Annotated in this window: 16 protein-coding genes; 10 read left to right on the top strand and 6 right to left on the bottom strand. The window is 60.2% G+C overall.

The genetic code is table 11. The annotated features are described in order from the left end of the window. Positions 1-11 precede the first annotated feature (11 nt). Positions 12-1,379 carry a DUF1329 domain-containing protein gene (locus HBN63_RS03260; RefSeq protein WP_170048377.1) on the top strand — a complete coding sequence of 456 codons (1,368 nt, stop codon included), beginning with the start codon at positions 12-14 and terminating at the stop codon, positions 1,377-1,379. Positions 1,380-1,572: 193 nt separating this feature from the next. Further along, positions 1,573-4,296, top strand: a complete 2,724-nt coding sequence (locus tag HBN63_RS03255; protein ID WP_170048376.1) for a LuxR C-terminal-related transcriptional regulator — start codon at positions 1,573-1,575, stop codon at positions 4,294-4,296. Here HBN63_RS03255 and HBN63_RS03250 read toward each other — a convergent pair. Next, the gene (locus HBN63_RS03250) at positions 4,279-5,154 is read right to left on the bottom strand and encodes a hypothetical protein (RefSeq protein WP_170048375.1); all 876 of its coding nucleotides are present in this window, start codon (positions 5,152-5,154) and stop codon (positions 4,279-4,281) included. The two genes, HBN63_RS03255 and HBN63_RS03250, sit on opposite strands and share 18 nt — an antisense overlap. Before the next feature lie 121 nt (positions 5,155-5,275). Here HBN63_RS03250 and HBN63_RS03245 point away from each other — a divergent pair, with 121 nt between their 5' ends. Further along, the gene (locus HBN63_RS03245; RefSeq protein WP_170048374.1) at positions 5,276-5,956 is read left to right on the top strand and encodes a TetR/AcrR family transcriptional regulator; all 681 of its coding nucleotides are present in this window, start codon (positions 5,276-5,278) and stop codon (positions 5,954-5,956) included. A 67-nt stretch (positions 5,957-6,023) separates the two neighbouring features. Then, the gene (locus HBN63_RS03240; RefSeq protein WP_170048373.1) at positions 6,024-6,965 is read left to right on the top strand and encodes an alpha/beta hydrolase; all 942 of its coding nucleotides are present in this window, start codon (positions 6,024-6,026) and stop codon (positions 6,963-6,965) included. 106 nt (positions 6,966-7,071) lie between these two features. Here HBN63_RS03240 and HBN63_RS03235 read toward each other — a convergent pair whose 3' ends face one another. Continuing rightward, positions 7,072-7,911, bottom strand: coding sequence for a metal-dependent hydrolase (locus HBN63_RS03235; protein WP_170048372.1), 840 nt, complete (start codon positions 7,909-7,911; stop codon positions 7,072-7,074). 388 nt (positions 7,912-8,299) lie between these two features. On the opposite strand from HBN63_RS03235, the gene HBN63_RS03230 reads away from it, so the two are divergent. The 5 genes from HBN63_RS03230 to HBN63_RS03210 all read left to right on the top strand — a co-directional run bounded on the left by HBN63_RS03230 (position 8,300) and on the right by HBN63_RS03210 (position 16,888). After that, a complete protein-coding gene (locus tag HBN63_RS03230) occupies positions 8,300-9,319 on the top strand; it encodes an AraC family transcriptional regulator (RefSeq protein WP_170048371.1) in 1,020 nt (339 codons plus the stop codon). Between the two features lie 2 nt (positions 9,320-9,321). Then, positions 9,322-9,969, top strand: a complete 648-nt coding sequence (locus tag HBN63_RS03225; protein ID WP_170048370.1) for an MBL fold metallo-hydrolase — start codon at positions 9,322-9,324, stop codon at positions 9,967-9,969. Between the two features lie 107 nt (positions 9,970-10,076). Next, positions 10,077-10,733 (top strand): OmpA family protein, encoded by a 657-nt coding sequence (locus HBN63_RS03220; RefSeq protein WP_160085399.1) that lies wholly within the window; start codon positions 10,077-10,079, stop codon positions 10,731-10,733. Positions 10,734-10,904: 171 nt separating this feature from the next. Continuing rightward, positions 10,905-14,666, top strand: a complete 3,762-nt coding sequence (locus tag HBN63_RS03215) for a CHASE domain-containing protein (protein ID WP_170048369.1) — start codon at positions 10,905-10,907, stop codon at positions 14,664-14,666. Between the two features lie 71 nt (positions 14,667-14,737). Further along, complete coding sequence (locus HBN63_RS03210; RefSeq protein ID WP_170048368.1) at positions 14,738-16,888, top strand: EAL domain-containing protein; 2,151 nt, start codon at positions 14,738-14,740, stop codon at positions 16,886-16,888. A gap of 28 nt (positions 16,889-16,916) precedes the next feature. Here HBN63_RS03210 and HBN63_RS03205 read toward each other — a convergent pair whose 3' ends face one another. The 4 genes from HBN63_RS03205 to HBN63_RS03190 all read right to left on the bottom strand — a co-directional run bounded on the left by HBN63_RS03205 (position 16,917) and on the right by HBN63_RS03190 (position 21,744). After that, positions 16,917-17,822 carry an acyltransferase gene (locus HBN63_RS03205; RefSeq protein ID WP_167142376.1) on the bottom strand — a complete coding sequence of 302 codons (906 nt, stop codon included), beginning with the start codon at positions 17,820-17,822 and terminating at the stop codon, positions 16,917-16,919. 241 nt (positions 17,823-18,063) lie between these two features. Beyond that, positions 18,064-20,157: a phosphate acetyltransferase gene (pta, locus tag HBN63_RS03200; protein WP_170048367.1), complete on the bottom strand. Its 2,094-nt coding sequence runs from the start codon at positions 20,155-20,157 to the stop codon at positions 18,064-18,066. Between the two features lie 27 nt (positions 20,158-20,184). Beyond that, positions 20,185-21,372 carry an acetate kinase gene (locus tag HBN63_RS03195; protein ID WP_170048366.1) on the bottom strand — a complete coding sequence of 396 codons (1,188 nt, stop codon included), beginning with the start codon at positions 21,370-21,372 and terminating at the stop codon, positions 20,185-20,187. After that, the gene (locus tag HBN63_RS03190) at positions 21,373-21,744 is read right to left on the bottom strand and encodes a DUF3565 domain-containing protein (protein WP_170048365.1); all 372 of its coding nucleotides are present in this window, start codon (positions 21,742-21,744) and stop codon (positions 21,373-21,375) included. Here HBN63_RS03190 and HBN63_RS03185 point away from each other — a divergent pair. Then, entirely contained in the window at positions 21,713-22,198 is a 486-nt protein-coding gene (locus HBN63_RS03185; RefSeq protein ID WP_090248959.1) for a peptidylprolyl isomerase, read from the top strand. The genes HBN63_RS03190 and HBN63_RS03185 overlap by 32 nt on opposite strands. Positions 22,199-22,337 lie beyond the last annotated feature (139 nt).

The raw sequence follows: 22,337 nt of genomic DNA, 5'->3' as shown, positions 1-22,337 counted from the left end.
ACACTATGCAGATGAACGTGAAAAAAAACCTGTTGCAATCCGGCGTGCTGACCCTGTCTCTGCTGGCGACCAGCGTGATGGCGGCAGTGTCGCCTGACGAGGCTGCGAAGTTGGGCAACACCCTGACTCCGGTAGGCGCCGAGATGGCAGGCAATGCCGATGGGTCGATCCCAGCCTGGACTGGCGGCCTGCCGGCCAACGCCGGTGCGGTCGATCCGCGTGGCTTTTTGGCCGATCCGTTCGCCAACGAGCAGCCGCTGTTCACCATCACCGCGCAGAACGTCGACCAATACAAGGACAAGCTGACCCCTGGCCAGTTGGCCATGTTCAAGCGCTACCCGGAAAGCTACAGGATGCCGGTCTTCCCGACCCAGCGCTCGGCCAATCTGCCGGCTGCCGTGCTGGAGGCGACCAAGCAGAACGCGGTTAACACCAAAATGGTGCAGGGTGGTAACGGCCTGGAGAACTTCCAGACCGCCAACCCCTTCCCGATTCCGCAGAACGGCCTGGAAGTGATCTGGAACCACATCACCCGTTATCGTGGCGGTAGCTTGCGTCGCGTGGTAACCCAGGCGACTCCGCAGCCGAATGGTTCCTACTCGCTGGTCTACTTCCAGGATGAGTTCACCTTCCGTGATGCGCTGACCGACTTCGATGCGAGCAAGGAAAGCAACGTACTGTTCTACTTCAAGCAGCGGGTGACTGCGCCTTCGCGTCTGGCTGGTAACGTACTGTTGGTACACGAGACGCTCGATCAGGTGAAAGAGCCGCGTCTGGCGTGGCTGTACAACGCCGGTCAGCGTCGTGTGCGCCGTGCTCCGCAGGTGTCGTATGACGGCCCAGGTACTGCAGCTGATGGTCTGCGTACTTCAGACAACTTCGACATGTTCAACGGTGCTCCAGACCGTTATGAGTGGAAACTCAACGGTAAGAAGGAAATCTACATTCCTTACAACAGCTACCGTTTGGACTCGCCGAAGCTGAAGTATGACGAGATCATCAAAGCTGGCCACATCAACCAGGACCTGACCCGTTACGAGCTGCATCGTGTATGGCACGTAACTGCAACCCTGAAAGCTGGCGAGCGTCACATCTATGCCAAGCGTGACTTCTTCCTTGACGAAGATACCTGGCAAGCAGCGCAAATCGACCATTACGACGGTCGCGGTACCCTGTGGCGTGTAGCTGAGGCTCATGCTCAGTACTACTACGACAAGCAAGTACCGTGGTACAGCGTTGAGACCTTGTATGACCTGCTGTCTGGTCGTTACCTGGCTATGGGTATGAAGAACGAAGAGAAAAGTGCTTACGAGTTCGACTACCCTGCCAAGGAAAGTGATTACACCCCAGCGGCCCTGCGCCAGGCGGGCGTTCGCTAAACCTGCTTGATGCTGCATAAAAAACCGGCCTGTAAAGGCCGGTTTTTTTATGGCTGTGTTTTGTTGAATAAAGCGTCACGCAATTACTGCGTGTAATTTGCCAAGCGATCTCAGGGCTTCAAAAGCCAGGCTTAAGGCGCTAGGCTGCGCAAGTAGGTAGTGCCAATGACGGGTAACTACATGAAACGGGCTAATGACTGATTTGTCTCCAACATCTGTTTTAGATTTGGCGGCCAACGCGCTAGGCGGGCACTTCTTCAGGCCGCCGCTGCCCGCCAGTTACATTCCGCGCCCGCGCTTGTGTGAGCGCCTGCTGGAGGGCTTGACCGGGCGTCTGCTACTGGTCAGTGCGCCAGCGGGCTTCGGTAAAAGCTCGCTGGCCATCGAGTTTTGCGAGCATCTGCCGGCCCACTGGCAGAGCTTGTGGCTTGGCCTGAGTGCCCGCGACAGCGATCCGGGGCGGTTTCTTGAGCGTTTGCTTACCGGGCTGCAGCAGTTTTACCCCGGCGTTGGGCAAGACGCCCTCGGTTTACTGCGCTTGCGCCAGCGCCATCAGCCGTTTGCGTTCGAAGAATGGCTCGACACGTTGCTAGATGAACTGGCCACGCGCCTGGATCCGCGCCAGCCGTTACTGCTGGTGATAGATGATTACCACTTGGCGCAAGGAGCGGTGCTCGACCGCTGTTTACAATTCCTCCTTAACCATTTGCCGCCCGGACTGCTGATGCTGGTGACCAGTCGACAGCGCCCGGATTGGCACTTGGCGCGCTTGCGCCTGTCGCGTCAATTGCTTGAGTTGCATGAACATGATTTGCGCCTGACCGATGCGGAAAGCGCGGCGCTGCTTAACCTGCAAGGGGCCGAGCTGTCAGTCGATGAGCAATCTGTGTTGTTACTGCGCAGTGAAGGCTGGGTGGCCGGTTTACGCTTGTGGTCGCTGGCCGCGCGCGAGGCGCAAGATGCCAGTGCCTTAAGCAGCATTGCTCAGGGGGCCAATGGCCTGATCCACGACTATTTGCTTGAAGAGGTTATCGAGCGCCAGCCCGCCGACGTTCAGGCATTTCTCTATGAAACCGCCAGCCAGGATCGCTTCTGCGCCGAACTGTGCGATGCCTTGCGCGATGGTCATGACAGCTCGGCCATTCTGCGTCACTTACAGGCCCATCAGGTCTTTCTTGTGCCGCTGGACGAGCAAGGTAAGTGGTTTCGTTATCACCACCTCTTTTCGGATTTATTGCGCAGTCGCCCGCAGCCAAGCACTGGGCTGCATTTGCGTGCGTGCCGCTGGTTTAGCAGCGCCGGGATGCTGGACGAGGCGATTGAGCAAGCCTTGCGCGCCGGTCAGCCGGATGTGGCCGCCAACTTGGTGCAGAACCTCTCGGAAGAGCAATTGCTGGCCGAGCAAAATGTGGCGACTCTGCTGCGCTGGAAAATGGACTTGCCCGACAGCCTGCTCACCAGCACGCCACGGCTGATCCTGCTCTACGGTTGGGCCTTGGCTTTGGCTTGCCAGTTGGATGCCGCCGAAGAGTTGCTGGCGCAGTTGCAACGGTTTCTACCGGCCAGCAGCCGCAGCGAGCAGGAAGGTTTGCTCGCGCAATGGCTGGCATTGAGTGGGGTGATTGCCCGTGGTCGTGGCGACAGCGTCAACGCTCAGGCGTATTGCACGGAGGCGCTCAGTTGTTTGCCGCTCGACCGCTACGGCCAGCGCTTGATGTGCCTGTCCAGCCTTGCCAATCTGGCCATCGCTGATGGTGATCTGTGGCGTGCGCGCGGTTTGAATCGCGAAGCGTTGGAGCTGGCTCAGCGCGTGGGTAACCCGCTGTTTGAAGCCTTGGCTCATTACGACCGTGCGCGGGTGTTGCAGGCGCGCGGTGAGGTGATGCGCGCGCTGGATGAGGTGCGCCAAGGTCAGCAACGGCTGGTGGGCCTCTCTTCACAGCGGCATTACGCCGCGCGCGGTCGCCTGACGTTATATGAAGGCTATCTGTTGAGTTTGCGTTTGCAGCCGGAGCACGCCCGGCAGCGCTTGCACGCCGGTATTAATGAAGCGCGCGCCTGCCGTGATATCAGCGTGCTGATTGGTTACTGTGTGCTGGCCCACCTTGAGGGGCGCGCCGGCAACTTGTCCGAAGCTTTTGCCCATTTGGCTGAGGCTGAGCGCTTGATGCACATCTGGGACATTCCGCCCATTTACTACCTGGCAATGATCACCCTGATCAAGTGCGAGTTGTGGCTGCGTCAGGGCCAGACGGAATTGGCCGGTGTCTGGCTTGATCGCTTGTTGCAAGCCTATGGCGGCGAACAGGCAGCGGCTGCGCCGGAATTTCATCCGCAGCTACCGCTGCATATTCAATTGCACCTGGCCACCCTTGAACGCATGCGTGGTGAGGATGAACTGGCGGAGCGACGCCTGCGCGGGCTGAGCCAACTGGCACAAAACGCCGGTGGCCAGTTGTTGGGCGCTATTGCGCAGGTGCAGTTAACCGAACTCTTGCGCGACGCTGGGCGTGAGCGTGAAGCTCAGCAACAAATGCGCAGCGCCTTGCAAACGGCTGCCGGTGGCGGGTTGTTGCCGTTCCAGGGGTTACTGGTCAAACAACCGGAGTGGCTGCGTCAGCAATTGCTGCTGCAGGAGTCGAGCCCACTGATCGAGGCCTTGCAGCAACTGTTGCCGCAGGTTGAGCCGCTGCTGGTGCAGGACGACTACGCCAGCGTGGTTGATGCCCTGAGTGCGCGTGAGTTGGCGGTGTTACAGCTGATTGCTCAGGGGTGTTCCAATCAGGAAATTAGCGACAGCCTGTTTATCTCCCTGCACACGGTGAAGACCCACGCCCGCCACATCAATAGCAAACTGGGCGTGGAGCGCCGCACTCAAGCAGTGGCGCGGGCCAAGGGCTTAGGGCTGCTGCGCTGACTCCTGCGGCACGCTCAAGTCCAGGCTGGGTGTGGCTGCCCTGCGTGGTTGCGCCTCCGCAGCGGCCAGTTTGCCTTGTATATCCTCTTCAATACTGGTCAGCACCGGCAGCAATTCGGCCATGGTGATTTGTACATCACTGTTGGGATGCTGCTCAGCCAACTGGCTGATGCGCGCGAGCAGCAGCGCGCGCACATCGCCACTCAAATGCACAAAAAGTTCGGGCAACTGTTTACTCAGCTCGGCGCTGTAAAGCAGCAATTCGTCGCGACCGAATTGTTTGGTCAGCCCAAGGTAGTCGAGTGCGCTGGACGTCAGCATCGCAGCGGCGGTCTTGGTTTCATGCAGGCCTTGCAGGCGTAACGGGTTGCTTTGCTCAGCAGTGGAGAGTGTCATCCAAAACTCCGTGGTCAGGGTGAACAACACGGCCTGCTGGCGCATCGAGTAACTCATCAGCCCCAATGCCTCCGCGGCATAGGGCTGTTGCACCGCGCGAAAATCAAAGTACAGGCGCATCAGCTCTTTCAGGCGGAATAAAACCTCGCGGGCTTCGTTCTGCCGTAGCTCCAATGGCGAATAAATATTGAGCTGCGGGCGGAAGTTTTCCTCGCTGACCATGCGCTCATAAATCGGTCCGGTGAATTCGCCGCTGCGCCGGGGCAGGGCATTGAGCTGGGTGCTGTCGACCTTGTTCAACGCCTCCAGTAACTGCTGGTAATCGGTGCTGTTCCACGGCTTGTGAATGTCGGGGATTTTTTGCCCGAGGTAGAACAACTGCGCCGCTTGGACGGGGCTGAGCAAAACCAGCAAAAGGATGGCCAGCGCAAGGAGGTGGCGGGGTGTTAGCGTGTGCGGCACAAGCATAATCCTGCGGACAGAGCGTGGTCGGGGGCTTTGACGCTGTTGCGTATTGCCAATACCGCCAGCGTACTCAGCTACGCGCCGCGCGTCACCCGCGCCTTGGTTGGGACATGTGCAGATGCAGCAGGCGTTAGCAGAGTTGGGAGCCGTTCGTGCGGTGTTTGAAGACCTCGGCGGCTACGGTGCCGTTGCTCAGCAACAAGAGCAGGACGGTGAAGGGCCGCTGATAGGCCATCTGCAACGGACCAATATCCAGCTGGCGGCGATTGCCGTCTTTGCCCGCAAAGGCGTGGCCGAGACCACGGTCAATGACCTGTTGCTGGCGGCGAACGTTTCGCGGCGCACCTTCTACAAATACTTCGAAAACAAGATGCAGGTGCTCGAAGGCATCTATCAAACGGCCGTGGCCTTGCTGCTCACACGCTTTCGTGAAATGCAGAGCATCGCCGGTAGCCCGCAAGCCTGGTTGCAAGGCATGGTCGGGCGTTATTTTGACTATCACCTAGCCGTTGGCCCGATCATCCGCTTGATGCAGGAAGAAGCCCTGCGCGCCGATTCACCGCTGGCGGCTCACCGGCAGCGGGCGCACAGCGAAATGGCGCGCCTGCTTGCTGAGCGTCTGCATGGCGACACCCCGGCTGCCGAGCCGTTGACCTATCGCGCGCTCATCTGGGCCATGGAAGCAGCGTCATTGGAGTTACTCGGTCGTGCCGCCCGCCGCGATGAAATCGAGCAGGCCAAACGCATTCTCAGTGATTTGTTGATCGCCTCGCTGTGCCCCTTGCCACGCTCAACCTAGGTTAGGCGTCAGCCAGCGGTGAGCGTGGTTTGATACACGCTCATAACAACAATCACGAGGTGCCTGCATGTCTGCTTCCAGTCTTCCGCTGACGCCACCGCTGTCGGCCGGCTTTGCCCGTTTGGGCTTCGGTGCCTTGCCACTTGAGCAGCTCAAGGCACGTTACGGCAATGCGGCCAACGGTTCGCGCTATATCGAGCTTGATGGCTTCAATGTGCATTACCGTGACGAAGGCAGCCGCGACAAGCCCGTACTCGTGCTGATCCACGGCGTGGTGGCTTCGTTGCACACCTGGGATGACTGGGTGCCCGCTTTTGCGGCGGATTATCGGGTTATTCGCTTCGACGTGCCGGGCTTTGGCCTCACCGGGCCGGCGCGCGATGGGGTCTATTCTGCTGAGCGCATGATCAAGGTCTTCGGCTTGCTGCTCGACTACCTTGGCGTCACAAAAGCCTCGCTTGTGGGCAACTCGCTGGGTGGTTACATCGCCTGGAATTTCGCGCTGGTACAGCCGCAGCGCGTGCACAAACTGGTGCTGATCGACCCCGCCGGTTATCACATGAAACGTGTGCCGTGGATGATTGCCGCCGCCGCCTTGCCTGGCGCCACTGTCGCAATGCCGATGTGGATGCCGCGTGCGCTGATCGCCCAAGGCATCAAAGAAGTGTACGGCGAGCCTGCGCGGATCAAAGCGGGTGTGGTGGATCGTTACAACGACCTCAGCCGTCGCCCCGGCAACCGCCGCGCGATGATGGATATCTTTCGCGTGCTGCTCAAGGTCAATAGAGAAGAGCTGCACGGCACTTCGGCACGGGTCGCACAGATTCAGGCGCCGACGCTGCTGCTGTGGGGCGAGCGTGATCGCTGGATTTCGCCCAAGCATGTGCCGCTCTGGCAACGTGACCTGCCGGGAATTCAGGTAAAAACCTATCCGGGCGTTGGGCATATTCCGATGGAGGAAATCCCTCAGCAAAGCGCGGCTGATGCCCTGCGCTTTCTCCAGGGCTGATAAAGCAGAGTCCGACTGCGGCGGCAGCGCTGTCGTAATCGGTAAATAAAGAAGAATAAAAAAGGGAGCCATCTGGCTCCCTTGTCGTTGTACTTCAGCGTTTGGCTCAGGCCGCCTGGCTTTGTACAGGCAGATCGAACTCACTGCGGGTCTGGTAGAGCAACTCCAGGTTGTTGTGCTCCCAGGGGTGGAAGTTAGGTTTGAAGAAATCGCGGTAGGTGCTGATCAGCGGGCGGAACACGCCTTCCTTGCCCCACATCCACTGAATGCCGTCGCGCCACACGCGCCAGTTCCACAGCAGGCCGTCCTGTTTGAGCATATGCGCCAGCCCGCGAGTGGTATCGAGCACGAAGAAGAAGGTGCCCATGATCATCGCCCGGCGCAGCAGTTTATGGCTGCCGCAAACTTGGTTGTACACGTCGAAGGCCACCGCCTTGTGCTCGGTTTCCTCCAGCGCGTGCCAGCGCCACAGGCGCACCATGGTGGGGTGGGCGCCTTCCAGGTGTTTCGGGTCCTTGAGCAGGCCATCGGCCATGATCGCGGTGATGTGCTCCAGCGCAGCCGTGGCGGCCAGTTGCCTTTGCGGCGAGAACTTCTTCTGGGTATAGCGAATACGTGCCTGCGCGCGCTTTTCGATACGGGTGATGTTGTAACCCAGGTCGCGCAAACGATTGCTGTATTCCAGATGCTCGCGGCTGTGGTGGCCTTCCTGGCCGATAAAGCCACGGATCTGCTCTTTCAGCACCGGGTCATCGATCTGGTCGCGGAAGTGCCGCACCGAGTCGATAAAGAAGCGCTCGCCGTCGGGGAACAACACCGACATGGCGTCGAACAGATGGCTTTTGAAGGCATCACCGCTGTGCCAGTGGCGCGGCAGCGGGTTGGGGAAATCGAAATCCATATGCCGTGGACGAATCTGCAAACCTGCCGGGGTAGTGCTGACCATGCTGACTCCCTGAGTCTGTGACTGAAGCGTGGTCTAACTATGGATTCGCCCCGTGCTTCGGCAAAGGTTCACAACAGCCAATCTTTCGGTCATATATGGCCAATATTGCACGTGTGTACCAAACGTAATGGTTTGTTGGCGGCGTGATCGTGATGCCAAGCCTCGGAGCTAGAGCGCTTAAAGGGCGTTGAGGGCTTTCGCGGCCCGCGTGCGCCAAACCTTCGGTTGTGGTGATCGGCCGATTAAGTCCTGAGTATGGCCAAAGCCTTCGCTCAACCGACGCAGGCGACTGACGTGGCACGGTGGGGCGGGGTGCCCTTGTCGGCTTTTGTCGAACAAGGTTATCGTCGCTGCCAGTGGTCATATCTGGCCAGATAATAAGAAGCCCATGAAGCCATCATTGAATTTCTCCGCTGAACTGGTTCCCGTTGCCTACGCCGCCGCCTTGCTCGACCTGGTCGAGGAGCTGGGTGTACCGCGCGCGCAGCTGTTTGCCGAGGCGCGGGTGCGCGCCGAAGTGTTGGGCAACCCGCAGGGGCGTTTGTCCTTTATTGATTTCACCCAGCTCACCAGCAGCGCTTTGCGCTTGTGTGATGAGCCTGCGTTGGGCCTGCTGCTCGGGCAGCGGCTAAATGTCTCGACCCACGGCATTCTCGGCTATGCGGTGCTCTCCAGCGCCAACCTCGGCAAGGCCATGCAGTTTGCCCTCAAGTACTACCGGGTGCTTGGCCTGACCTACGAACTAGAAATGGTCGAGCTGGGCACGCGGATTGAATTGCGCGCCAGTGAAACCATGCCGCTGGGCCCGCTCAGCCGCTTCGCCGCAGAAGGTTTGCTGACCAGCCTCTATACCATCGCGCGCTTTCTGGTGGGCGAGCGCTTGCAGGAGGTCGAGGTGGGCTTTGCCCATGCTGCGCCGCATTACGCCGAGCGCTACGAGCGGCTGTTTGGCGTCGCGGTGGCGTTTGAGCAGCCCTATCATCGCCTGAGCATGCCGATCACCTACCTGGACCGGCCGATGGCCCTGGCCAACCCGGCCACGGTGCAGATGTGCGAGCAGCAATGCGAAGCCCTGCTTGCAAGCCTGGATGTACAGGACGGCCTGCTGACCCGTGTGCGCCGCTTACTGCTGGCGCGGCCCGGCGATTTTCCTGACCTGGCCAGTGCTGCCGAGGCCCTGCACACCAGTGGCCGTAGCCTGCGCCGACACCTGTCCAGCATGGGCACCAGTTACCAGCAAGTGCTTGATGAAGTACGCAAGAGCCTGGCCCTGCAATACCTCACCACCACCCACCTGCCGCTATATGAAATCGCCTACCTGCTGGGCTTCAGCGACCCGTCGAATTTTCGCCGTGCGTTCAAGAAATGGACGGGTAAACTGCCCAGCGATTACCGCGCTGAGGAATAACCATGAGTTCTGCCGCAACCCCGACCCTGATCCGCGAAACCTTCCCCGTCGGGCCTTTGCAGTGCAACTGCACGATCATCGGTGACCCTGTGACCAAGAAGGCCATCGTGGTCGATCCGGGCGGCAATCCTGATCTGATCATGGCGCGTCTGGAGGCGCACGGGTTGAAGGTGGTGAGCATCATTCATACCCACGCCCATCTGGATCACTTCCTCGCCTCTGGGCAGATGAAGGAGAAAACCGGCGCGACGTTGCATTTGCATAAAGAGGATCAGTTCCTCTGGGACAATCTGGAAATGCAGTGCCGCATGTTCGGCGTGCCTTACACCCCGGTGCCGGCCCCGGATCAGTGGTTGAGTGATGACGAAGAGCTGGCCTGCGGTTGTGGCGTAGCGCTGCACACGCCGGGGCATACGCCAGGTTCGATGAGTTTCTGGTTCCCCCAGGACAAGCTGCTGATCGCTGGCGATACCCTGTTCAAGCGTGGCATCGGGCGCACTGATTTGTGGGGCGGCGATTACCCGACCATTGAGCGCTCGATCAAGCAGCGCCTGTACAGCTTGGATGAAGACGCCACCGTGGTTACGGGGCACGGCGCTGATACGCGCCTCGGTGATGAGATGCGTGAGAATCCATTTGTTCGTGCTTAGCCGGTTGCTGGTCGGCGCAATGATCCCTGGCAGTGAACTTTAGCCAGGTATTGGGCTCGAAACCCGACGGTAAGCTTGTCCCGATCCGATATTCAAAGGAAGTACGCATGAAACTTTGGCGAAATCTGGCTGTTGTGACCCTCGGTCTTGGCGTACTCGCCGGCTGTACCACCAACCCCTATACCGGTGAGCGTGAGGCAGGCAAAGCGGGCATCTACGGTGGTGTTGGCGCAGTCACTGGCGCGGTGATTGGCGCGGCCACATCGAGCAAAAAGGATCGCGGCAAAGGTGCCTTGATCGGTGCAGCAGTGGGTGGTGCGGCTGGTGGTGGCTACGGCTATTACGTCGACACCCAGGAAGCCAAGCTGCGCCAGACCCTGCAGGGCACTGGCGTGCAAGTGCAGCGCAATGGCGATGACCTGAAACTGATCATGCCGGGCAACATCACGTTTGCCAGCAACTCGGCGGACATTTCCAGCAGCTTTTATCCAACCCTCAATTCTCTGGTTAAGGTGTTCAAGGAGTTTGATAAGAACGGTGTGGATATCGTCGGCCATACCGACAGTACCGGCTCGTTGGAGTTGAACCAGAACCTCTCCAACCGTCGTGCGCAAAGCGTCGCCTCTTACCTGAGCGCCAATGGTGTTGCGGCTTCGCGGTTATCGTCTTATGGCGCCGGCCCTAATCAGCCAATAGCCAGCAATGCCAATGAAGCCGGTCGCGCACAGAACCGCCGGGTAGAAATCAACCTGCGTCCGCTGTAACTGCAAGCTGTAAAAAAGCCGTGCACTCAGTCGAGTGCGCGGCTTTTTTATGCCTGCGATTCAGGCTCGGTCAGCCGTTCAAATCGTGACTAGACTGCTGGCAGTGGTTCATTTCAACCCTGCTGCCGCAGTGCCCAAACTGCGCCGACATGGACGAAGACTGGAGAGCGCATGGACGATCGACTCATATTTCTCGCCCGTAAACCCTGGCTACCGTTGTGGGCCACTCTGTTTGTGCTGGTCAGCCTCGGCAGCGTGTCGCTCTGGCAATGGCATGCCTGGAACCAGCGTGACCATCAACAGCGCCAGCAACAGTTTGAGGTGGAAGCGCTGGACATCAGCCAGCGCGTCATCAGTCGCATGCAGGCTTATGAAATGGTGCTGCGCGGTACGTCGGGCTTGATGACGGGCAGTGACTATGTATCGCGTGAAGAATGGGAGCGCGCGATTGATCAGCTGCAGTTGCAGGATCGATACCCCGGTATTCAGGGGCTGGCGTGGTCCCGTTACCTGGCTCATGAGCAGCTTGAAGCGTTCCTCGCCACGGAGCATGCGGCTGGGCGTGAGAACTTTCGTGTGTTCCCGCCAGGGCAGCGTGAACACTACCTATTAATTGATTACATCAGTCCCTTGGACTGGCGCAATCGACGGGTTCTGGGGTTTGACATGCTCAGTGAGGCCGTGCGCCGAGCGGCGGTTGATCAAGCCATGGACAGTGGCGTTGCAACCCTGAGCGCGCCGGTCACCCTGCTGCAGGAAACCGAAGAAAATGTGCAGGCCGGCGTACTGTTGTACCTGCCGGTGTACCAGCCTGGCAGGCCGCTGAGTACCCCTGAAGAGCGGCGGGCTGCTGCGCTCGGCATGCTCCACGCCGTCTTTCGCAGCCATGATTTGATGGAAGGGATTCTGGGCGCCCAGTCCAGCCGTTTTGCCATCACCTTGAGGGATCAGCAGGCTCCCGACATGCTGTTGCTCAGCGGCGGTATAGAAGGCGCCGACGCGGACGCCTCGTTCCGTCATGCCATCGAGCTACCCTTATACGGGCGTAATTGGCTGCTGGAAGTTAGCAGCACGGCTGTCTATGACGCTGCGCAGGTCAACCTAGAGGGGCATGCCAGCCTATGGCTGGGGCTGGTGGCTGCCGCCTTGCTGGCCTTGCTGGTTGGCGGCTACCTGTACCTGCGCGAACGTGAGTTGCACGCCAACCACTTGGCGACCGACCAGCTGCGTGAGCGTGAAGAGCGCTTCCGTCTGTTGATCGAGCGCCTGCCCGTGGCCACCTTGCTGTGCAACGCCCAGGGGCGGATCGAAATGGCCAACCGCAGCGCCGCCGACTTACTCGACTCAACGCCCGAAGGGTTGGTCGGTGAGCGGGTCAAGCGCTTTTTGCCCAGTATCGAGCAGCTCAGTTCGCTGGCGATTGATCGTGACAGCGCGGAGTTGTCCAACGAGTACCAGGCGCGCCGCGACCTTGGGGAAGAAGTCCCGGTGGCACTCAGTCTGAGCGTGTTGGGCGATTCAGGCGGGGTCAATTACCTGATCAACCTGATTGACCTGCGCGCCCGTAAAGGCGCCGAAGAGCGCTTTCGCCTGGTGGTCGAGGCCTCTCCCAACGCCATTGTGCTGATCGACGAGAACGGCTGCATCGCCATGGTCAATCGGCAGACCGAGCAGTTGTTCGGGTATGACCGTGAGGCCTTGCTGGCACAACCGGTGGAGATCCTGCTGCCCACGGCTTTGCGTAGCAGCCATGTGCCGATGCGCCAGGACTATCAGCGCAACCCGGAACCGCGGCGCATGGGTAATAACCGCGAGCTGTTTGGCCTGCACCGTGATGGCCGACAGATTCCGCTGGAGGTCGGCTTATCACCAATCCGAGGCAGTGAAGATGCCTTGGTGCAGGCCGTGATCATTGACATCAGTGAGCGCAAGGCCGCCGAGCAGCGCCTGCGTGATCAGGCTGAGCAACTGATTTTGGCCAACCGCTACAAGTCGGAATTTCTTGCCAACATGTCCCATGAGCTGCGCACGCCGCTCAACAGCATCCTGATCCTCAGCGATCAGCTACGCCTGAACAGTGCCGGCAACCTGACCGAGAAGCAGGCCAAACATGCCGATATCGTGCACCGTGCCGGCAGTGACCTGCTGCAATTGATCAACGATGTGCTGGACCTGGCCAAGGTCGAGTCCGGGCGCATGCAGCTCAAGCTCGAACTGCTGAGCATGCAGGATATTCTCGTTGAGCTGGATGCCAGCTTACGGCCGATGGCGGAGATCAAAGGATTGCGCCTGCATACCCAGCTGGAAGCCGGGGTGCCGCGGGTGATTCACGCAGACCGCATTCGCCTGCAGCAGATCCTGCGTAACTTGCTGTCCAACGCGTTGAAGTTTACCGAGCACGGCGAGGTGAGCCTGACGGTGTCCTGCGCCAGTGGTGAGCCGGAGGAGGGGTATGAGCTGCTCAATTTCAGCGTTCGCGACAGCGGGATCGGTATCCCTGCCGAGCAGCATGAGCAGATTTTTCAGGCTTTTCAGCAGATCGACGGCTCTACCAGTCGGCGCTTCGGTGGCACGGGTTTGGGGCTTGCCATCACCCGCCAGCTGGTGCTGGCGATGGACGGCGAGATCAACCTGCAAAGCACCTTAGGCGAGGGCTCCTGCTTCACCGTGCTACTGCCCGTGCGGGTGGTGGCGCAGACTCAGGCGGAGTCGGTCGTGGACGCGCCGCAGCGCAGTGGTGAAGGCCCAGCGGTACTGATTGTTGAAGACGACGTGAATTTTGCGGCGGTACTGGCCGAGGAGGCACACGCCCACGGCTTTGCCAGTGTGCATTGCCGCTCTGGGGTGCAAGCCCTCAACTTGCTGCAGAGCGAGTGCTTCAGCGCGGTGATCCTGGATATTCTGCTGCCGGATATCAGCGGCTGGCAGCTGTTTCGCCGCCTGCGCAGCCAGGCCAGCCACCGCATCACGCCGGTGCACATCATCTCCTGCGTGCCGCAACCGGTGGACTGGAATGATGACGGCACGCGCTATCTGGTCAAGCCGATTCAGCGGGCTGATCTGGAGCAGGTGTTTGTCGACTTGCAACAGCTTGCCCCGTCGCCTGCCCAGCGCTTGCTATTGGTCGAGGATGTTGAGGTTGAGCGCGAACATTACCGCGAGCATCTGCAGCAGCTGGGCTTTGACGTGCAAGCCTGCGCGCGAGCTGATGAAGCGCAGCGAGCTTATGCCAGCGGAGTTTTTAGTGCGTTGGTGATCGACCTTGATCTGCCTGATCAGGATGGCTTTGAACTGCTGGAAACCCTTAACCGGCAGCGCCCGCTGAATGGCACGCGTGTTGTGATCAATACCGGGGTGGATGTCACCCGCCAGGCCTTGCAGCGCTTGCGTCGTTACAGCGCGGTGGTGGTGCACAAGCATGGTGAGGACATGCAGGACCTCAGTGAGGCCGTGCAAGGCTTCCTTGGCAGCGTGCGCAACCCCACGCGGCTGGGAGCGCCACGCGCCGAGAATCCGCTGGAGGGCCGGCGCGTGCTGCTGGTCGATGATGACGTGCGCAATGTTTACGCCCTGACGGCCCTGCTTGATGAGGTCGGGCTGATTGTCAGCTCAGCCAAGGACGGGCAGGAGGCCATCAACTGTTATCAGCGCGAGCCGTTTGACCTGATCCTGATGGACATGGCCATGCCGACCATGGACGGCTATACCGCCACCCGCTTACTCAAGACCGAGCATGGGTGCAGCATTCCAATCATCGCCCTGACCGCCCATGCGATGAAAGGTGACCGGGAGAAATGCATCACCGCAGGCGCGGATGACTACCTGGCCAAACCGGTCAGTCGCGAGGCCTTGCTGGATTTACTGGTGCGTTGGCTGGCCAACAGCGGTCCGCAAAACGGCTCATTTGCAGCATCTACTGCACCACCGCAATAGTTTTGCTGCGGCCTGCTAACCTCAACCGCAACAGGAGTCGCAAGACGCTCGCCAGGGACAAGGGAGGATTTATGGCACATGTACAGCTGAAGAGCGTGCCCAGCACGCAGATTCTGCTGGTGGTGGATGACCGTCAGGAAAACCTGGTGGCCATGCAAGCTCTGCTGGAGGAGGGCGACTGGCAACTGCGTTGTGTTGACTCGGGCGAGAGCGCCCTGCAGTGCATGCTCGAAGAGGACGTTGGCCTGGTGCTGCTGGATGTGCAGATGCCGCACATGGACGGCTTTGAGGTGGCGCGGCTGATGCGTGGTAATCCGCGTACGCGCTACACCCCGATTATCTTCGTCTCAGCCATCGCGCAGACTCAGGATTCGGTGATCAAGGGCTACGCCACCGGCGCAGTAGATTTCATGCTCAAGCCCTTCGATTCCAGCGTTTTGCGCCATAAGATTCACGCCCTGCTCGAACATGAGCGCAACCGCAGCGAGCTGCTGCAACTGACCCAGCAACTGGATACCGCGCGGGCGTTTAACGCCTCGGTGCTGGACAACGCCGCCGAAGGCATCATGGTGGTGGGCGAGGATGGTCGGATCAATTTCGCCAACCCGGCCATGGCACGCATGCTTGAGGGCTCGATAAGCGATCTGGAAGGCAGTGAAATGCTCTCCTATCTGGTCAGCCCGCAAGTCACCAGCGACTGGCGGTTGTCCGAATTTTACCTGCAGTGGCGGCGCGGTGAGGCCTATCGCCTGCATGACGCTAACCTGCGCACGCTGAACGGCGGGCAGGTGCCGGTGGCGCTGTCCTGTTCACCCTTGCCGCGCCTGCAGCACGCCATGGTGGTGATGGCGCTGGATATGTCGGTTGTGCGCCATCTGCATCAGCAACTGGAGTCACAGGCGATTACTGATGCCCTGACTGGCCTGCTCAACCGGCGTGGCTTCTATCAGGCGCTGGAATCGGCGTTATCGCGGATCGAACGCAGCGGCCAGCGTATGGCGGTGCTGTATCTCGATCTGGATGGCTTCAAACGGATCAATGACTCCCTCGGCCACGACGTGGGCGACCGTTTGCTCAAACTCGTCGGTGAACAGCTAAAGGCCAGCCTGCGCCCCTATGACAGCCTGGCGCGGATTGGCGGCGATGAGTTCACTGCCCTGCTCGACAGTTTGGAACATCCGGAAGACGCCGCGCGCATCGCCGAAAAACTGATCGAGCAGGTTTCGGTGCGGCATAACCTCGACGGCATCGAGGTGACTCTGGGCGCCAGTGTCGGCATTGCCTGTTTCCCCGAGTGTGGGCAAACCGTGGAAGGCTTGCTGCGCGCCGCTGACATGGCCATGTACGAGGCCAAGCGCACCGGTCGTCAGCAGTACCGCTTCTTCTCGCAGGAAATGAACGGCCGCGCGCGCTCACGGTTGATGCTTGAGGAAAGCCTGCGCAACGCCATCGAGAATGATGATTTCGTCCTGGTCTACCAGCCGCAGATCTACCTGGAGAGCGGACGCCTGCGTGGCTTCGAAGCTTTGCTGCGTTGGCAGCATCGGGTTGCCGGCACCGTGGCGCCGGGGGTGTTTATTCCGCTGCTGGAGGAGACTCGTCTGATCAATCGCCTGGGCGGCTGGATCTTCAAGGCCGGGATCGAAAAATGCCAACAGCTGAGCCAGCAGTTCGGCAACGAGCTGGTGCTCAGCCTGAATGTCAGCCCGGTGCAGTTCGGCATGCCGCAGTTGGTCGATGACCTGCGTCGGGTGCTTGAAGAGCACCAGTTGAACCCTCGGCAGCTGGAAGTGGAAGTTACCGAAAGCGCGTTGATGCAGGATCTGGAAACCAGCCAGGAACAGCTGCGTCAGTTGCGTAAGCTCGGGGTGAGGATCGCCATCGATGATTTCGGCACCGGTTATTCGTCACTGGCTTACTTGCGTCATTTCGAGCTGGATACGCTGAAGATCGATCGCCTGTTTATCTCCAATATGCTCGACTCGCCGCGTGATGCTGCGGTGGTCAGCACCATCATTGACCTGGGCCGCAACCTGGGATTGGAGGTGATCGCCGAGGGTGTGGAAACCATGGCTCAGCGTGATTGGCTGGCAGCGCACAACTGCGCAATCATGCAGGGCTTTCTAGTCGCGCCGGGGCTAAACGCGGAGCAGATCAAAACCTTCCCCGCGCAGCTGGATTGGCACAATTTGCCGTTGCGTAACGAAAAGCCCGCTGGCTAGGCGGGCTTGAGGATTCAGCGATAGCGGCTTAGCGCGCGGGATAACGCTTCTTCAGCTCGTCGAGCTGCGCATCCTTGTCCAGCCACAGCTGGTTGACCCATTGCTGGAACTGCAAGCGGTAGGCTTCGTCCTGATCATAGTTGCCGCCAATAAATTCCTTGGGAATCTGCAGCTGATCGAAGCGCACGACTACCTGATCAATCCGTCCGCACAACAGGTCCCAGAAACCGGGGTTGCCCTGTGGGTAATGGATGGTGACATTGACCAGGCTATGCAGCTGCTCACCCATGGCGTCCAGCACAAAGGCAATACCGCCGGCCTTGGGTTTGAGCAGGTGCTTGAACGGTGACTGCTGTTGCGCGTGCTTAGCCGGCGACAGGCGCGTGCCTTCGAGGAAATTGAACACCGACACCGGGTTGGTCTTGTAGCGCTCGCAGGCCTTACGCGTAGTGGCCAGGTCCTGGCCGCGTTTTTCCGGGTGCTTGGCCAGGTACTCCTTGCTGAAGCGCTTCATGAATGGAAATTCTAGCGCCCACCAGCACAAGCCAATCACCGGCACCCAGATCAGCTCCTGCTTGAGGAAGAACTTGAGAAACGGAACACGCCGATTGAGCTGGTATTGCAGCACCAGAATATCCACCCAGCTCTGGTGGTTGCTGGTCACTAAGTATGAGTGCTGTTTATCGAAACCACTCAGCCCGGCCACATCCCAATGCGTACGGCCGACCAGGTTCATCCAGAACTTGTTGATGGAAATCCAGGCTTCGGCACTCGCGTGCATCATAAAGCGCAGGATGCGGTGTACCTCAGGTATGGGGACTAGCAATTTCACCAGTGCCAGGATAAACAGCGGCCAACACCAGAACAGGGTATTGAGTGCCAACATCAGGCCGGCGAGCAGGCCGCGCAGTGGAGCAGGCAGGAAATGCAGCATTGGGGCAGGTGCCTCCAGAAAATGGGGCCAGGCTGGTTGCGGGCCACTGCTGTGGCGCTCAAGCCGCTTGATCCCCGACACTTATCTACGCCTGCGGTTTTGCACCGCAGATCGGTCGGCGCACAGGTTAACGTCTGTGCACCGAACTGCAACCCCTCGAAATATGGGTTATCGCAGCGATTCGCGGATGTTTAGCACTTTTGCCTGGCCAGGGCCGCCGTTGAGCAGCCCTGGCTGTGCATCACTGCGGCAGGTTGGCGGCCTGGATCGCGGTCAGGGCGATGGTGAAGACGATATCGTCGACCAGTGCGCCGCGAGACAGATCGTTCACCGGTTTGCGCAGACCCTGCAACATCGGGCCGACGCTGACGCAATCGGCGCTGCGTTGTACTGCCTTGTAGGTGGTGTTACCGGTGTTCAGGTCGGGGAAGATAAACACCGTGGCGCGGCCGGCGACCGGGCTGCCAGGGGCCTTCTGCCGGCCGACACTTTCAATCGCCGCCGCGTCATATTGCAGCGGGCCGTCGAGCAGCAGTTGTGGGTTGATGGCCTTGGCCAGGCGGGTGGCCTCGCGGACTTTTTCTACTTCTTCGCCGCTGCCGGAGTCACCGGTTGAGTAACTGAGCATCGCCACCCGAGGAATGATGCCGAAAGCGTTGGCCGAGGCCGCGCTTTGCAGGGCGATTTCCGCCAGCTCCACCGCTGTCGGGTCAGGGTTTACCGCGCAATCACCGTAGACCAGCACCTGGTCGGGCAGCAGCATAAAGAACACCGACGACACCAGCTTATAGCCCGGTGCAGTCTTGATCAGCTGCAAGGCGGGGCGGATGGTGTTGGCGGTGGTATTGATCGCCCCGGAAACCAGGCCGTCGACTTCATCCAGGGCGAGCATCATGGTGCCCAGTACCACGGTGTCCTCCAGCTGCGCGGCGGCCATCGGCGCGTTCAGCCCTTTGCCTTTGCGTAGCTCGACCATCGGCGCCACGTAGCGTTCGCGAATCAGGTCCGGATCGAGGATTTCCAGTCCTTCCGGCAGCTCGATGCCATGGGCGCGGGCTACGGCATGGACGTCATCCGGTTTGGCCAGCAGCACGCAACGGGCGATGCCGCGTGCCTGGCAGATGGCCGCGGCCTGTACGGTGCGTGGCTCGCTGCCTTCGGGTAGAACGATGCGCTTGTTCGCCGCCTTGGCGCGTTGTACCAGCTGATAGCGGAACGCCGGCGGCGACATGCGCAGCTCGCGTGGCGTACCGCAGCGGGCGAATAGCCATTCATGGTCGATATGGCTGGCGACGAAGTCGGCGACTTTTTCTGCACGCTCCTTGTCATCGACCGGGATTTCTTTGTTCAACCGGTTGAGGTTGGTCGCGGTGTCGTAGGAGCCGGTGCTCACCGTCATCACCGGCAAGCCGCCCTGCAACGCGCCTCGGCACAGTTCCATGATGCGTGGGTCAGGCGCAAAGTCGCTGCACAGCAGCAAACCGGCCAGCGGCATGCCGTTCATCGCAGCCAGGCTGGCCGCGAGGATGATGTCGTCGCGGTCCCCTGGCGTCACTACCAAGGTGCCAGGCTTGAGCAGTTGCACGGTGTTGGCCACCGCGCGGGCGCAGAGCACGATCTTCAGCATGCGCCGTTGCTCGTAATCGCCGGCATTCAGCACCCGCGCGCCGAGCAGATCGGCGATGTCGCGGGTACGCGGGGCGTTCAGTTCTTCCAGCCAGGGGATGCAGCCGAGCAGGCGGAAGTCATCGCCCTTGAGAAGTGGCGAGAGTTCTTTCAGGCGATTGGCGAAGGCTTCGATGCCATCGTCACTGCGTACCTTGTTTAGGATCACCCCGAGCACTTTCTCGTCTTTCGGCCCGCCAAACAGTTGGGCCTGAATTTCCACTCGGTCGCTCAATTCGCTGAGGCTTTCCTGTTCCGGTGCGGAAACCAGAATCACCTCGGCATCCAGGCTTTTGGCCAGGTGGAAATTGACCCGCGCGGCGTAGCTGGCCTGGCGCGTCGGCACCATGCCTTCGACGATCACCACGTCTTTGTCTGCAGCGGCCTGCTGATAGAGGCTGATGATTTCTTCCAGCAGTTCATCCAGCTGGCCGTCACCGAGCATGCGCTCGACATGCGACAGGGCCAGCGGTTTTGGCGAGTGCAGGCCGTGGGTACGGGCGATCAGCTCGCTGGAACGCTCCGGGCCCATATCGCCCTGATGCGGCTGGGCGATGGGTTTGAAAAAGCCGACCTTGAGGCCGGCACGCTCCAGGGCGCCGACCAGGCCCAGGCTGATCGAGGTAAGGCCGACACCGAAACCGGTGGGGGCAATAAAGAAAGTGTGCATTCGCGCTCCGTAGTAGTCAGGTGACGATCAGGCTTCAAGTAGCGCCAGGGTGTCGAGGGCAATCTGTCGTTCTTCATTGGTCGGTACGACCATCACGCGCGGGTGGCCGGACGCCTGGATCGGTCCGGCCGCGCCGCGCGCGGTGCGAGCGTTGGCCGGTTCGTTGAGGGCTAGGTTGAGCAATTTCAGGTGAGCGACGGTTTTGCTGCGGATTAGCGCCGAGTTCTCGCCAATACCGCCGGTGAAGACCAGACCGTCGAGTTGTGGCAGTGCGCAGCTCATGGCTGCCAGGGATTTGGCCAGGCGGTAGCAGAATACCTCGATGGCTAGGGTGGCGCCGGCATGGCCCTGCTCGCGGGCTTGCTCCAGGGTGCGCATGTCGTTGGATAAACCAGACAGGCCCTGCAGGCCGCTGTCTTTATTGAGCATGGCTTCAATCTGCTCCAGGCTCCAGCCCAGGGTGCGCGCCAGGTGGCTGTGCAGGTTGGGGTCGACATCGCCGCTGCGGGTGCCCATCACTACGCCTTCCAGCGGCGTCAGGCCCATGCTGGTGTCGCGGCTTTGCCCATCGACGATGGCGCAGGTCGAGCAGCCGTTGCCCAGGTGTGCCACCAGCCAGCTGCTGGCATTGACCGGCAGCCCGGCCATTTCTGCGGCGCGCTGGCTGACAAAACGGTGGCTGGTGCCGTGGAAGCCATAGCGGCGTACGCCGTGTTCGCGGTACAGGTGCTCGGGCAGGGCGTAGCGGTAGGCGTGTTCGGGCAGGGTCTGGTGAAAGGCCGTGTCGAACACTGCAACCTGAGTCAGGTCGGGGAACAGCTTGATCGCCGCTTCGATGCCCAGCAGGTTGGCCGGGTTATGCAGCGGTGCTAGCGGAGCGGTAGTGCGAATCGCCGCAAGGCTCAGTGCATCCAATCGACAGGCAGCAGTGAAATGCTCGCCGCCATGCACCACGCGGTGGCCGATTCCGTGCAGTTGGCCGCCAGCGGCGGCCTGCACCAAGGGCAATACCTGGGCGAGGGCGGCGCGGTGATCGGCATGGGGCAGTATCAGGCTGTCTTTGCTATCGCCTTGTTGCCAGTGGACTTGTGCATCCGGGCTGCCCAGGCGTTCGGCCAGGCCGCTGAGGATAAAGGCATCTTGGTCTTCGTTGATCAGGGCAAACTTGATCGATGAGCTGCCGCAGTTGATCACCAGAATATTGCGTGCGGGCATTTACCGCTCCTTGTTCAAATCGTGGTTCAGGCGTTCTGTCGTCGCCTCGCTTGCGCTATTTTCAGCTGCGCACCAGCCGCAGAGGAAAGGTCCTCCCACTTGCGCCTGGCGTTGATGAGCATCCAGCACCCACGCGCGATTCTGCCAGGGCGGCTGGTGGCGCAGGTGCTGAGTATGGCCGCAGGACAATACTGCCACCCAATGGCCGTGCTCATCCTGACGAAAATCAAGCACGCGCACTGAGGCCGCGCGTGGCCGTCCGTCTGTGTCCGGTTCGCTTTCGCGCGTGCCCTTGGGTAAACTTGCCCGCTCTTTATTTCCAAGCAAAAGGTCTCGCCCCATGCTGATCGCCGCCAATAAGGCCGTCTCCATCGACTATACCCTGACTAACGATGCCGGTGAGGTGATCGACAGTTCCGCAGGCGGCGCGCCGCTGGCCTATCTGCACGGTGCCGGCAACATCATCGGCGGTCTGGAAAAAGCCCTGCTGGGCAAGCAAGCTGGCGATGAGCTGGACGTGGCCGTTGAGCCAGAAGATGCCTACGGCGAATACAGCGCCGAGCTGGTAGCCACCCTCAATCGCTCGATGTTTGAAGGTGTGGATGAGCTGGAAGTCGGTATGCAGTTTCATGCTTCCGGTCCGGACGGTGGCATGCAGATCGTTACTATCCGTGAGCTGGAAGGCGACGACGTGATCGTTGACGGCAACCACCCACTTGCTGGCCAGCGCCTGCACTTCAAGGTCAAGGTTGTCAGCGTGCGCGATGCCAGCGAAGAAGAAGTTGCGCATGGCCATATCCATGGCGAAGGCGGTCATCATCATTGATGGTTTAGCCTTATGTGGTCGCCACGAGTCGACTTATGGTCGTATCAACCGTTGGCTTGACTGCTAAGCTGCAACAGAAGAAAGGCGCCTTCAGATAGGCGCCTTTCTTATGAGCCACCATCCTTTGCGGCTCACCCTG

This window comes from Pseudomonas sp. WS 5011 (assembly GCF_012985775.1).
In the GTDB taxonomy this organism is placed as follows: Bacteria; Pseudomonadota; Gammaproteobacteria; order Pseudomonadales; family Pseudomonadaceae; genus Aquipseudomonas; species Aquipseudomonas peli.
This window is presented reverse-complemented; position numbering and strand designations above follow the sequence as displayed.

Bases quoted from the DNA above. Each gene is read 5' to 3' on its own strand.
- HBN63_RS03260 (WP_170048377.1), top strand. From the start codon at position 12: ATGAACGTGAAAAAAAACCTGTTGCAATCCGGCGTGCTGACCCTGTCT.
- HBN63_RS03255 (WP_170048376.1), top strand. From the start codon at position 1,573: ATGACTGATTTGTCTCCAACATCTGTTTTAGATTTGGCGGCCAACGCG.
- HBN63_RS03245 (WP_170048374.1), top strand. From the start codon at position 5,276: ATGCAGCAGGCGTTAGCAGAGTTGGGAGCCGTTCGTGCGGTGTTTGAA.
- HBN63_RS03240 (WP_170048373.1), top strand. From the start codon at position 6,024: ATGTCTGCTTCCAGTCTTCCGCTGACGCCACCGCTGTCGGCCGGCTTT.
- HBN63_RS03235 (WP_170048372.1), bottom strand. From the start codon at position 7,911: ATGGTCAGCACTACCCCGGCAGGTTTGCAGATTCGTCCACGGCATATG.
- HBN63_RS03230 (WP_170048371.1), top strand. From the start codon at position 8,300: ATGAAGCCATCATTGAATTTCTCCGCTGAACTGGTTCCCGTTGCCTAC.
- HBN63_RS03225 (WP_170048370.1), top strand. From the start codon at position 9,322: ATGAGTTCTGCCGCAACCCCGACCCTGATCCGCGAAACCTTCCCCGTC.
- HBN63_RS03220 (WP_160085399.1), top strand. From the start codon at position 10,077: ATGAAACTTTGGCGAAATCTGGCTGTTGTGACCCTCGGTCTTGGCGTA.
- HBN63_RS03215 (WP_170048369.1), top strand. From the start codon at position 10,905: ATGGACGATCGACTCATATTTCTCGCCCGTAAACCCTGGCTACCGTTG.
- HBN63_RS03210 (WP_170048368.1), top strand. From the start codon at position 14,738: ATGGCACATGTACAGCTGAAGAGCGTGCCCAGCACGCAGATTCTGCTG.
- HBN63_RS03205 (WP_167142376.1), bottom strand. From the start codon at position 17,822: ATGCTGCATTTCCTGCCTGCTCCACTGCGCGGCCTGCTCGCCGGCCTG.
- pta (WP_170048367.1), bottom strand. From the start codon at position 20,157: ATGCACACTTTCTTTATTGCCCCCACCGGTTTCGGTGTCGGCCTTACC.
- HBN63_RS03195 (WP_170048366.1), bottom strand. From the start codon at position 21,372: ATGCCCGCACGCAATATTCTGGTGATCAACTGCGGCAGCTCATCGATC.
- HBN63_RS03185 (WP_090248959.1), top strand. From the start codon at position 21,713: ATGCTGATCGCCGCCAATAAGGCCGTCTCCATCGACTATACCCTGACT.
- HBN63_RS03190 (WP_170048365.1), bottom strand. From the start codon at position 21,744: ATGGAGACGGCCTTATTGGCGGCGATCAGCATGGGGCGAGACCTTTTG.